Origin of the sequence: Pseudomonas sp. 6D_7.1_Bac1 (assembly GCF_025465945.1) — a bacterium.
Classification (GTDB): domain Bacteria; phylum Pseudomonadota; class Gammaproteobacteria; order Pseudomonadales; family Pseudomonadaceae; genus Aquipseudomonas.
The window spans coordinates 56,111-68,927 of record NZ_JANLNW010000023.1; the positions used below are offsets into that span (position 1 = coordinate 56,111).

The window sequence follows — 12,817 nt, forward strand, 5'->3', positions numbered from 1 at the left end:
CTCGCTTCGCCCCCAACCCATAGCCCGTCTACACTCGAAACATTCCCCCCGAGCCATAACGAGACCGTTATGCCCAGACTGCCGGCCATGCTTTTGCTATTGCTGATGACCTGGACCGCAGCGGCTGGCGCGCTGACTCTGACCGACGAAGAACGTGGCTGGCTTGCGGCTCACCCGGAACTGCGCCTGGGTGTCGACGCGTCTTGGCCACCGTTTGAGTTTCGTGATGAGCACGGCCGCTATCAGGGCCTGGCGGCTGACTACATCAACATCGTGCGTGAACGCCTGGCGATCAAGGTCAGGCCCATTGAGCCTGTCAGCTGGACCGAAGTCCTGCAACAGGCCAAACACGGCAAACTGGACCTGCTGCCCGGTGTCATGTCGACGCCCGAACGGCAGAACTACCTCTCGTTCACTCGACCCTACCTGGACTTCCCAATCGTCATCCTGGCCCATGTAGGGGGGGCGCAACCGCATAAACTGGAAGACCTCTACGGTTTGAAAATCGCCGTTGTGGAAAACTATGCCCCCCATGAACTGCTGCGTACGCAGCATCCCGACCTCAATCTGGTCCCCATGTCCAATGTCAGCTCAACCTTGCAGGCACTGGCCACTGGTGAGGTTGATGCGGTAGTTGGCGATCTGGCCTCAAGCGTCTGGAGCCTTCGCCAGCTCAAGCTCGACGGGCTATACGTCAGTGGTGAAACGCCCTATCGCTACCAATTGGCAATGGGCGTTCCCCGAGACAACAAAATACTGGTCGGCATTCTGGATAAAGTGCTGGCGGACATGAGCCCAGGCGAAATCAGCGCCATCCAGGAACATTGGGTCGGAAACGTCCTCGACCACCGCACCTTATGGTCCGAGCTGGTGACGTATGGCCTGCCCGGCGCGCTGCTACTGATCACCGTACTGGCCGTGGTGATCCGCATCAATCGCCGCTTGAGTTCGGAAATTTCCCGCCGGGTCGCGCTGGAACAGGAACTGCGTACCAGCGAATACCATTATCGCGGGCTGGTGGAGAGCCTTTCGGCGATCGCCTGGGAAGCACGAATCAGCGATTTTACGTACAGCTACGTGTCACCCCACGCCGAAGACCTGCTCGGCTACCCCCTGTCCCATTGGTTGATTCCTGGTTTCTGGCGCAACATCATCCATCCCGCCGACCTCACACGCGCCCAGGCATTTTGCGATCACGAAGTGCTGGTCGGGCGCGATCACAGCCTCGACTACCGGGTAATCACCGCAGATGGGCGCTGCCTCTGGGTACGCGACATTGTCAGCCTGATCGAACACGGCCATGAACCAATACTGCGTGGGCTGATGATCGACATCAGCGAAGCCAAAAGAACCGAAGAAGCCTTGCGCCTCTCCGAGCAGAAATTTGCCTCGGTATTCCAGCAGTGTCCGGACATTCTGGTGATTGCACGCCTGTCTGACGGCTGCCTGCTGGAAGTCAACGAAGCGTTCGAAGAGCAAATCGGCCTCAACGCCGAACAAGTGATCGGGCAGACCGCCACCGAGCTGAACATCTGGGGCATACCAGGCGTCGGCCCCGGCCTCTTGCAGCGCTTGCAGGCGGGCAGTATTCGCAACCTGGAAATGCCCTTTCGTCGCAGCAATGGCCAGGTGTTCACCGGCCTGATCTCCGCCGAACCCTTCGAGCTCGACACCACCCCGGCGCTGGTCGTGGTGGTGCGTGACATCAGCCAACTCAAAGAAACCCAGCAGCAACTGCAAACCTCTGAAGAGAAATTTGCCAAGGCCTTCCATGCCTCCCCTGACGGTTTATTGCTGTCACGCGTGAGTGACGGTGTGCTGATCGAGGTCAACGAGGGCTTCAGTCGCATCACCGGCTTCAACAGCGCGATGTCGCTGGATCGCTCGACCCTCGACCTTGGTATATGGGTCAACCTGAACGAACGCAGGCAGATGCTCGACCTGCTCAAACGCGATGGTTTCGTGCGTGACTTCAGCTGCCATATCCGCCGCAACGACGGGCAGATTCGCCTCTGTGAAATGTCCAGCCGACCGCTGCCGATCGGCGATGACGATTGCATGCTGACCATCGCCCGGGACATCACCGAACGACATCTGATGCAAGAAAAACTGCAACAGGCCGCCACGGTGTTCGAGAGCACCGCAGAAGGCGTGTTGATCACCGACACCCAACAGCACATCAGCGCCGTCAACCGCGCGTTCACCGAAATCACCGGTTACAGCGAAACCGAAGCCCTGGGCTGCACGCCTCGGCTACTTGCCTCCGGCCTGCATGACAGCGCCTTCTACGCAGCGATGTGGCATCAATTGACCGCTGAAGGACATTGGCAGGGCGAGATTTCCAACCGGCGCAAGAATGGCGAGCTGTACCCCAGCTGGCTGACCATCAGCGCAGTACGCAACAAGGACCGGTTCATCACCCACTTCGTTGCGGTATTTGCCGATATCTCGAGCCTCAAGCACGCCCAGGCCAAACTCGACTATCAGGCACACCACGACCCGTTGACAGGGCTGCCGAACCGGACGTTGTTCGAAAGCCGGCTGCAGACAGCACTCAACAGCCAGCAAGAAAACGGTGGCCAGGGCGCAGTGCTGTTTCTGGATCTCGACCGCTTCAAGCATATCAACGACAGCCTGGGTCATCCGGTCGGCGACCTGCTGCTCAAAGGCATTGCAGTGCGCCTCAAAGAGCAACTTCGGGACATCGATACCGTGGCGCGGCTGGGGGGTGACGAGTTCATCATCCTGCTGCCAGGCTTGCAGCAAGCCAGCGACGCCGACCATATCGCCAACAAGCTGCTGAACGGCTTCACAGCGCCCTTCCAGGCCGGCGAGCACGAGTTCTTCATCAGTGCCAGCATTGGCACGAGTCTCTACCCCAGGGACGGCAGCGACGTCGCCACGCTGGTCAAGAATGCCGATGCGGCGATGTACCGCTCCAAAGCCAAAGGTCGCAACCGGGTTGAAAGCTATACCCGCGACCTGACCGCTCAGGCCAGCGAACGCGTGGCACTGGAACATGAGCTGCGCCGCGCCATCGAGCGCAATGAACTGACACTGTTCTATCAACCCAAAATCAGCCTCAACCATCCGCGTCTGGTAGGCGCCGAAGCCCTGATCCGCTGGCGTCATCCAGTCTTCGGCGACGTGCCGCCCGAACATTTCATTCCCTTGGCCGAAGAAAACGGCATGATCCTGCAAATCGGTGACTGGGTGCTGGAACAGGCCTGCCTGCAGATGCACGAATGGAACAAACGCTATGAAAGTTTCGGCCCGCTGTCAGTCAACCTCGCCGGAGCACAGCTACGCCAGCCGAACCTGCTGGGTCGCATCGAACAACTGCTCAAGGAGAACCATCTCAAACCCGGCTTTCTGCAACTGGAAATCACCGAAAACTTCATCATGAGCCAGGCCGAAGAAGCGCTTGAAGTCCTGCACCTGCTCAAACGTCTGGGCGTGCAACTGGCCATCGACGACTTCGGCACCGGCTATTCCTCACTGAGCTACCTCAAACGCCTGCCGTTGGACTTCCTGAAAATCGACCAATCGTTTGTCCGCGGCCTGCCGGATGACCCACACGATGTCGCCATCGTCCGTGCAATTATTGCCCTGGGCCGCAGCATGCAATTCACGATCATTGCCGAAGGCGTTGAAACCCAGGCGCAGCAGCAATTCCTGGCTGCCGAAGGCTGCGAACAGATCCAGGGCTACATCGTCAGCCTGCCCCTGCCCGCCGACGAATTCGCCGCAACCTTTCTTCGCATCGCAGTTTCGGACTTTTCGGATAGCACAGCCGGGAAACCGTCGCTATAATCTGCGGCCTACTGAGGGCCTATAGCTCAGTTGGTTAGAGCAGAGGACTCATAATCCTTTGGTCCACGGTTCAAGTCCGTGTGGGCCCACCAAATACAAAAGCCGCGCATTGCGCGGCTTTCGTGTTTCTGGCAATTACGTTTTGGCAGAGTGTTTTTCTTTCAAAACATCGGGCTGTCTGGTGCCGAAGCCACCGCCCACTACCTGGGCGCCACCAAATGGCTGGGCGACGAATATTGGAAACGCATGGAAGGGATAGCAAAAGCCCCGCAGGGACGGGGCCAGGGAGGAGATCAGAGTGACTTACACCAAGGGTAGTTGGGCATGCTTTGCCCCGACGTCGTGCAGTTTGCCTTCGATGGTCCTCAAGGCCGTCAATAACCCCCGCACGCTTCCAGGGTTGAGCATGATGCCTTCCGTGGCCGTTCTGTCGATAAAAGTCGTGACGCTGCTTAGCGCCTCGGTGGCGTGCGCCTCCTGCAAGCTGTCCCACACCTGGACGATCAGCTCCTTCAAGTGCGGATCATCCAGCGACAGCGGTGCGTCAAGATCGTGCTTCTTCAACGTACTGATCAACAGTCCCAGCGAAATGTTCGCTCGCATCAAGGCTCTTTCTCGTCCTTCCATTCGCCTTCTCCTTTGCCTGAATAGAAAGCCCGGCACAGGGCCGGACTCTGGTGCCGCCTCAAGGATAGCTTATGAGGCTCAGAGTGCTGCGCTGCTGGAATAGTTGCTTTTCAGGAGCGAATCATGAGCGCATCCGCCACCAGCAAACTCGACTTTGTGCTGCGCCGGGTTTTGACGATGCACTTGGCGAAAAATGCGTCTACAGTTCAAGCTTGAACGACCCCAACCTACCCAATGCAATGCCTTGTGCATTTTTGAGTGTTCACCTTCTGGCGAAAACGGCAGGGTACGGGGTGATGCGATACGGAGCTCGAGTCGCATGATCGTGTTGAGAATAATATTCAACACCTTTTACTAACCCAATTCGATATCGGGCACTCACGGGATCAACCATCGACGCCCCATGACGAAATACTATCTATCAGATATCTTGAAGCTCAGCTCCAACCGCAGACAACAACAAACAATGTAATTGGCATATTTATCAGACACCTTATGAATGCAAGTGAAAAATATTTCATGATCGATACCAAGTTTAGTCATGTGAGCGAATTCAATGAGTGCCACAACATTGAAACAGGAACTGTTTTTATAATTGCGTCTGGAAGTTCCGCCAAAGACTTCCCCATTGATGAGTTCGCTCATGTCCCAATGATCACAATGAACGGGGCGGTCGCGCTTTTCGAGGGTACCGCGATCAAGCCTTTTTTCTACGTTTGTACTGATATGAGTTTCCCCACCCAGCAACCCGAGTTATTTTCGCACGCAATGCAGATCAGCCAGAGAGTTGCATTGTGGGAAGAGTACATCCGTCGAAGTGACATCCGGCCTCAAGGTCAATTATTCGCTTTAAAACCAGCGATCAAGCAATCCTGGTTCGACTCAACTTTCAAAAGAAACAAGGACCTGGTGCGAAGCACTTCTCTTTTCGGACATCGAAGAAAGAGCATCGGATTCAGCAAGAATCTCAGCGATGGCTTTTTCGATGCCCGTACAGTTGCTTATCTCGCACTGCAGCTTGCCTACCATGCCGGCTTCACCAAAGTCATCATGGTCGGGGTTGATTTAAACCAATCAAGTGGCCGCTTTTATGAAACAGAAACATCCAACAAATCCCCGTGCGCACTCGACCAACACTTCCACACCAGAATTCTCCCATCATTGAAGTTGATGGCGGAAAAGGTCATGAACAAGAATTTCTCGGTCTATAACCTTTCTAAAAATTCCAGAATCCCCGACAGCGTGATACCCACTATCAGCATTCAGGAAGTCAGAGCCCAGCTCACATGATCCACCCCATACAGGCGACTCGAGTGCAAACCGAGCATTCACGCCCCCCGCTGCGGCGCACTAATCGGTAACATGCTCGCCCACCGCAACGTGCCGCCGGAGATAACCTTGCCTGACACCCGCCCTCCCGCCCTCGACGAAATCGATCGTCAACTGATCGCAGCCTTGCAAATCAATGCCCGTGAAAGCGTGGCCATGCTCGCCCGACAATTGGGGATTGCGCGCACCACGGTGACCTCACGCCTGGCGCGGCTGGAAAAGGCACGGGTGATTACCGGTTATGGAGTAAGGCTCGGGCAACGGGTGGTCGATGGTGGTTTGCAGGCGTATGTCGGGATCACCGTGCAACCGCGTTCCGGCAAGGAAGTACTGCGTCGGCTCAGCGCCATGGCGCAGGTCCAGCAGTTGTGTGCGGTCAGTGGCGAATTCGATTACGTGGCGTGGCTGCGTACCGATTCACCGGAACAGCTCGACCAGTTGCTCGACCAGATCGGCAGCGTCGACGGCGTAGAAAAGACCACCACCTCGATCATCCTCAGCAGCAAGATTGATCGCGGCCAGCCAGTTTGATCAACTCCCTCGTCATATCGCATCAATAACATGCAAAACGACGACACATTGCGTCTTATTAACGTGCGCTACGCTCCCTAGAATGGCGGCAGTCTTTTCCTATACTCAGCACCGAGTGCGAGTCGCCAGCAAGGTCAGCCATGAACAAGAACAATCGCCATCCTGCAGACGGTAAAAAACCAGTCACCATCTTCGGCCCGGACTTCCCATTCGCCTTTGACGACTGGATCGAACACCCGGCCGGCCTGGGCAGCATTCCTGCGCACAACCACGGTGCGGAAGTGGCGATTGTCGGCGCCGGTATCGCAGGCCTGGTGGCCGCTTACGAACTGATGAAGCTGGGCCTGAAACCAGTTGTCTACGAAGCCTCGAAAATGGGCGGCCGCTTGCGCTCCCAGGCCTTCGAAGGCGCCGAAGGGATCATCGCCGAGTTGGGTGGCATGCGCTTCCCGGTATCGTCCACCGCCTTCTATCACTATGTCGACAAGCTCGGCCTTGAGACCAAGCCCTTCCCCAACCCGCTGACCCCTGCTTCCGGCAGCACGGTCATTGATCTGGAAGGCCAGACCCATTACGCACAGAAACTCGCCGACCTTCCTGCACTGTTCCAGGAAGTCGCCGACGCCTGGGCGGATGCGCTCGAAGACGGCTCGCGCTTTGGCGAGATCCAGCAAGCGATCCGAGATCGCGACGTGCAGCGTCTCAAAGAGCTGTGGAACACCCTCGTTCCGCTGTGGGATGACCGGACGTTCTACGACTTTGTCGCCACCTCCAAAGCCTTTGCCAAGCTGTCGTTCCATCACCGCGAAGTGTTTGGTCAGGTCGGTTTCGGCACCGGTGGCTGGGATTCGGACTTCCCGAACTCGATGCTGGAAATCTTCCGAGTGGTGATGACCAACTGCGACGATCACCAGCACCTGGTGGTCGGTGGCGTGGAACAGGTGCCTCTGGGCATCTGGCGCCATGTGCCGGAGCGCTGCGCTCACTGGCCGCAAGGCACCAGCCTGAGCTCGCTGCACAACGGTGCGCCGCGCACCGGGGTCAAACGCATCTCGCACGCCGCCGATGGCCGCTTCAGCGTGACCGATAACTGGGGTGACACTCGCGAATACGCCGCCGTGCTGACCACCTGCCAGAGCTGGCTGCTGACCACGCAGATCGAGTGCGAAGAATCGCTGTTCTCGCAAAAAATGTGGATGGCCCTGGACCGCACCCGCTACATGCAATCGTCGAAAACCTTCGTGATGGTCGACCGGCCGTTCTGGAAGGACAAAGACCCGGAAACCGGTCGCGACCTGATGAGCATGACCCTCACCGATCGCCTGACGCGTGGCACGTACCTTTTTGATAACGGCGACGACAAGCCAGGAGTGATTTGCCTGTCGTACTCGTGGATGAGCGATGCGCTGAAAATGCTTCCGCAACCGATCGAAAAGCGCGTGAAGCTGGCGCTGGATGCCCTGAAAAAGATCTATCCGAAAGTCGACATCGCCGCACGCATCATCGGCGATCCGATCACCGTTTCCTGGGAAGCCGACCCGCATTTCCTCGGTGCGTTCAAGGGCGCGCTGCCCGGCCACTATCGCTACAACCAGCGGATGTATGCGCACTTCATGCAGCAAGACATGCCCGCTGAACAGCGTGGGATTTTTATCGCTGGCGACGACGTTTCGTGGACGCCGGCCTGGGTCGAAGGCGCGGTACAGACCTCGCTCAACGCCGTATGGGGCATCATGAATCACTTCGGCGGCGAAACCCACGCCGAAAACCCTGGCCCGGGCGATGTGTTCCATGAAATCGGCCCGATTGCCCTGCCCGAGTAAGAGGAGTCTGAAATGCGCGTAGCCCTCTACCAATGCCCGCCGCTGCCGCTCGACGTTGCTGGCAACCTGCAACGCCTGCAAAAGCTTGCAACAGAAGCCAAGGACGCCAACTTGTTGGTGTTCCCGGAGATGTTCCTGACTGGCTACAACATCGGTGCCGAGGCGGTTGGGGCATTGGCGGAGGCACAAGACGGCGCATCGGCGCAGTACATCGCGAGCATCGCCAAGTCCTGCGGCATTGCCATTGTGTATGGCTACCCGGAACGCGCCGAGGACGGGCAGATCTACAACGCCGTGCAGTTGATCGACAGCCATGGCCAGCGCCTGGCCAACTACCGCAAGACTCACTTGTTCGGCGAACTCGATCATTCGATGTTCAGCGTCGGCCCGGATGAGTTTCCGCTGGTGGAGCTGAACGGCTGGAAGCTCGGCTTTTTGATCTGCTACGACCTGGAGTTCCCGGAAAACGCTCGACGCTTGGCGCTGGCCGGTGCCGAGCTGATTCTGGTGCCGACGGCGAACATGATTCCCTACGACTTCATTGCCGATGTCACCGTGCGCTCGCGGGCCTTCGAGAACCAATGTTATGTGGCTTACGCCAACTACTGCGGACACGAGGGTGAGATCCATTACTGTGGTCAGAGCAGCATCGCCGCGCCGGATGGCAGTCGCATCGCCCAGGCCGGTCTGGATGAAGCGCTGATCATTGGCACGCTGGATCGGCAGTTGATGCTCGATTCACGTGCGGCCAATCGCTACTTTCTCGATCGTCGGCCAGAGCTCTACGGCGAGCTGAACAAGCGCTGACCCACCGTTTTCGCTAGCATGAGCGCTTCTCAAGTAGCGGAAGTGCTCATGCCTGCGCCGACCCATCTTCTCCCTCATACCGAAACCCTGGCCAACGGCCTGCGGATTTCGCTTCGTCATGCGCCCGGTTTGAAACGCTGCGCCGCTGCTTTACGGGTTGCCGCCGGCAGCCATGACGCACCGTTAGCCTGGCCTGGGTTGGCGCATTTTCTTGAGCATCTGTTGTTTCTCGGCACCGAACGCTTTCCTGCAGACGATGGGTTGATGGCCTACGTGCAACGTCATGGCGGGCAACTGAACGCGAGTACCCGCGAGCGCACCACTGACTTCTTCTTTGAGTTACCGCCTCAGGCTTTCGCCGGCGGGCTTGAGCGCTTGTGCGACATGCTCGGCCACCCGTATCTGAGTCCGGACGATCAGTTGCGCGAACGCGAAGTACTGGAAGCGGAGTTTATTGCCTGGTCTCAGGATGCTGAGGCGCAGCGACACGTCGCATCATTCAACGGGCTCTCACCAGATCATCCTTTGCGCGGTTTCCACGCCGGCAATCGCGACAGCCTGGCCGTGCAGCAGCCTGAGTTTCAACAGGCGCTGAACACCTTCTATCAGCACTTCTACCAGACTGGCCAAATGACCTTGAGCCTTGCCGGCCCGCAGTCGGTGGATGAGCTGCGGAGCATGGCGCAGCACTTTAGCAACGACTTCAGGGTCGGTGAGCCGCACGCGCAAAGCGCCCCGCCCGCATTGATGGCGACCGCAAACGGCAGTTATCAACAGGCTGACGAACGCCGGCTGAACCTGCTGTTTACGTTTGAAGATTTGCCGGACTCGTCCCGCGAAGCGCTGGATTTTCTCTGCACCTGGCTGAATGCTTCGAAGCCCGGAGGCTTGTTTGCCGAGTTACGCCAGCGCCAATTGATCGATAGCCTGATTGCTGCGCCGTTGTACCAATTCGCCGGGCAAGCGCTGTTGCAGGTCGAATTCAAACTGAGCGCCGGGGACACGCAGCCCGAGGCTATACGCGGATTGCTCAACGACTGGCTGCACTTCTTCGCCCAACAGGCCGATTGGTCTGAATTACGCGAAGAACATGCCCTGTTGCAGCAGCGAAAACGTCAGACCAGCAACGCACTGGCCCTGGCGCAACTGGACAATGAACAGTTGGAAGCAAGGTTGTCAGACTCGGGCGCTACTGCCCTCAAGACGATCTTGCAGCACATGAACCCAACGCCTGTGGACAACCTTACCATTGACTGGCAGCTGCCACCGACCAATCCATTCCTGCGCAGTGCTGACGAACCAGCGCCAGCCGGGCTGATTCGCGGGCAAACCAGCGCTCACCGTGGCTTGCGCACGTTCGCCCAGGATCGCACACGCGGTCGCCGTGAACGTTCATCCATGCAGTTCAGCCCCGCACTGGCGGATACCAGTGGCGAAGCGATGATGTGCCTGCGCTGGCGCCTCAACTCGACTGCGTCGACCAACGTCCAGCCGACACTCGCCCGCAGCCTGCAAAGCCTGTGCGACGACGCGCGTCAGGCCGGTGTCGAGCTGTCCTTCAGCGAAACGGGCAACCAATGGCTGCTTAAGATGAGCGGATGGCATGAGCCGATGCCGGCGATTCTCGAACAGGCGCTGCAGTGCCTGACGAGCCCCACCGCCGATGCCTGGCTCAACACCGATTCACCTGAGGCCCTGATTGCGATTCGGCAATTGCTCAAGGCGTTGCCGGTACATTGCCTGGGACAGGATTCGTACTCGCCATCGCCGCCGAGCAGCGCTGATGACCTGCAACAAACCTGGGCCGGCACGCGCTGGGATGGGCTGGCCGCAGGTCTGCCGGCAACCGCTCAAACCGCAATCACCCGTGCCTTGAGCCGAGCGCCCGGCATCCCCGACAGCGAGATGACAGCGCCGCTGTCTATTGCCGGTCAACGTCTCTGGTCTGAGCTGCCCGGCGCAGGCAACGAACACGCATTGCTGCTGTTTTGCCCTACATCCACTCAAGAACTGGCTGACGAGGCCGCATGGCGAATGCTCGCCCATGTCAGCCAAACCCCCTTCTACCAACGCCTGCGGGTCGAACTGCAATTGGGCTACGCGGTGTTCAGTGGCGTCCGACAAATCAACGGGCAAACCGGCTTGCTGTTCGGCGTGCAATCGCCGAAGACGTCGGAGAAAGAACTGCTCGATCACGTGGAATGCTTCCTCAAGCAACTGCCTGAGCTGATATCGAAGCTCGATGATGAAGCGTTGATCAATCAGCAACAGGTCCTGGCCGAACAACTCGACGGCAATGCACTACCACTTGCCCAGGCCTTTGAACTGCTGTGGCAGGGCAAACTGGGCGGCCGTTCGTCGGACTACCTGCTTCAGTTGCAACAGGCCGTGTTGCAACTGGACCGCACCGCTTTGCTCGACGCGGCAAGACGGTTGATTCATGCAGAAGGCGGCCGCAGATGTCTGGCAAGCGCTGCCTGCCCGGATGGCACCTGGCAACCAACCACCCGATCATTACCGGGGCTGTAATGGGCTTTCTTCAATAGATGTCTCCAATTTGCGGAAACGTTTCAGTAACATAGCCCGCCAAGCATCTGAACATCTCCTGCTGGAGGTGGACTATGTGTATAGCGCCCAATCTGAAGGAGCATTTTTATGACCTGGTCCAAACCTGCTTACACCGACCTGCGTATCGGCTTTGAAGTCACCATGTACTTCGCCAGCCGTTGATTCTGCCTTTGGGTAGAACCTGCAGTACAACGCCTCGGCCTGTCCGGGGCGTTTTTATTTTTAGCGTTGAAGTGATGGAGCAGCCATGTTTGTCCAGATTCTAGGTTCCGCCGCCGGCGGTGGTTTTCCGCAGTGGAACTGCAACTGCGTGAACTGCGCAGGTTTTCGCGACGGCAGTCTGCGGGCCGAGGCGCGGACCCAGTCATCTATCGCGATTTCCGATGACGGCGTGAGCTGGGTGCTGTGCAACGCCTCGCCGGACATTCGTGCTCAGCTCCAGAACTTCGCCCCGATGCAGCCGGGACGCGCTCTGCGTGATACCGGCATCAGCGCGATCATCCTGATGGACAGCCAGATCGACCACACCACCGGCCTGCTGAGCCTGCGCGAAGGTTGCCCGCATCAGGTCTGGTGCACCGACATGGTTCATGAAGACCTGAGCACCGGCTTCCCGCTATTCACCATGCTCACCCACTGGAACGGCGGATTGAACTGGAACCGCATCGAGCTCGACCAGAGCTTCAGCGTCCCGGCCTGCCCGAATCTGCGCTTTACGCCATTGCCATTGCGCAGCGCGGCACCGCCCTATTCGCCACACCGCTTCGACCCGCATCCGGGCGATAACATCGGGTTGATCGTCGAGGACCTGCGTACTGGCGGCAAATTGTTCTACGCGCCGGGTCTGGGCAAGGTCGATGCGCCGCTGCTGGAGATCATGGCGGGCAGCGATTGCCTGCTGGTGGACGGCACGATGTGGGACGACGACGAAATGCAGCGTCGCGGAGTCGGCACCCGCACCGGCCGGGAAATGGGCCATCTGGCACAGAGCGGCCCCGGCGGCATGCTCGAAGTGCTGGAGCAGTTGCCCAGGCAGCGCAAGGTGCTGATCCACATCAACAACACCAACCCGATCCTCGATGAGGACTCAGCCGAGCGCGCCGAGCTGGTTCGGCGCAACGTTGAAGTGGCCTACGACGGCATGAGTATCGAGCTGTAACAGCCGAGACCGCTGCGCGGTCTATCGCGAGCAGGCTCGCTCCCACGGGGTCCGAGTCGGACCCGATTTTCTGTGGCACAGCAGGTCTACTGTGGGAGCGAGCCTGCTCGCGATGAAGCCGGCAACAGCACCATATATCTACGGTTATTCCCCGGAGAAC

9 protein-coding genes and 1 tRNA gene are annotated in these 12,817 nt (G+C 58.4%); 9 read left to right on the forward strand and 1 reads right to left on the reverse strand.

The genetic code is table 11. From position 1 onward, the window contains the following. The first annotated feature begins 69 nt into the window (after nucleotides 1-69). Nucleotides 70-3,813 (forward strand): bifunctional diguanylate cyclase/phosphodiesterase, encoded by a 3,744-nt coding sequence (locus NTD87_RS07125; RefSeq protein ID WP_262112871.1) that lies wholly within the window; start codon nucleotides 70-72, stop codon nucleotides 3,811-3,813. 15 nt (nucleotides 3,814-3,828) lie between these two features. After that, nucleotides 3,829-3,905 (forward strand) — tRNA-Ile (locus tag NTD87_RS07130). A 211-nt stretch (nucleotides 3,906-4,116) separates the two neighbouring features. Here the strand turns inward: NTD87_RS07130 and NTD87_RS07135 are convergent. Beyond that, nucleotides 4,117-4,440 carry a hypothetical protein gene (locus tag NTD87_RS07135; RefSeq protein ID WP_262112873.1) on the reverse strand — a complete coding sequence of 108 codons (324 nt, stop codon included), beginning with the start codon at nucleotides 4,438-4,440 and terminating at the stop codon, nucleotides 4,117-4,119. Between the two features lie 519 nt (nucleotides 4,441-4,959). Between NTD87_RS07135 and NTD87_RS07140 the strand changes: the two genes are divergently transcribed. The 7 genes from NTD87_RS07140 to pqqB all read left to right on the forward strand — a co-directional run bounded on the left by NTD87_RS07140 (nucleotide 4,960) and on the right by pqqB (nucleotide 12,657). Further along, entirely contained in the window at nucleotides 4,960-5,730 is a 771-nt protein-coding gene (locus NTD87_RS07140) for a lipopolysaccharide biosynthesis protein (protein WP_262112875.1), read from the forward strand. A 108-nt stretch (nucleotides 5,731-5,838) separates the two neighbouring features. Continuing rightward, entirely contained in the window at nucleotides 5,839-6,300 is a 462-nt protein-coding gene (locus NTD87_RS07145; protein WP_262112876.1) for an Lrp/AsnC family transcriptional regulator, read from the forward strand. A 140-nt stretch (nucleotides 6,301-6,440) separates the two neighbouring features. After that, on the forward strand, nucleotides 6,441-8,123 hold the full coding sequence (locus NTD87_RS07150) for a flavin monoamine oxidase family protein (protein WP_262112877.1): 1,683 nt from the start codon (nucleotides 6,441-6,443) through the stop codon (nucleotides 8,121-8,123). Nucleotides 8,124-8,135: 12 nt separating this feature from the next. After that, nucleotides 8,136-8,930 (forward strand): carbon-nitrogen hydrolase family protein, encoded by a 795-nt coding sequence (locus tag NTD87_RS07155; RefSeq protein ID WP_262112879.1) that lies wholly within the window; start codon nucleotides 8,136-8,138, stop codon nucleotides 8,928-8,930. Between the two features lie 48 nt (nucleotides 8,931-8,978). Then, the gene (gene pqqF / locus NTD87_RS07160) at nucleotides 8,979-11,459 is read left to right on the forward strand and encodes a pyrroloquinoline quinone biosynthesis protein PqqF (protein WP_262112880.1); all 2,481 of its coding nucleotides are present in this window, start codon (nucleotides 8,979-8,981) and stop codon (nucleotides 11,457-11,459) included. Between the two features lie 126 nt (nucleotides 11,460-11,585). Then, complete coding sequence (gene pqqA / locus NTD87_RS07165) at nucleotides 11,586-11,660, forward strand: pyrroloquinoline quinone precursor peptide PqqA (RefSeq protein WP_003194766.1); 75 nt, start codon at nucleotides 11,586-11,588, stop codon at nucleotides 11,658-11,660. A gap of 85 nt (nucleotides 11,661-11,745) precedes the next feature. Continuing rightward, on the forward strand, nucleotides 11,746-12,657 hold the full coding sequence (gene pqqB / locus NTD87_RS07170; RefSeq protein ID WP_262112882.1) for a pyrroloquinoline quinone biosynthesis protein PqqB: 912 nt from the start codon (nucleotides 11,746-11,748) through the stop codon (nucleotides 12,655-12,657). Nucleotides 12,658-12,817: the final 160 nt, after the last annotated feature.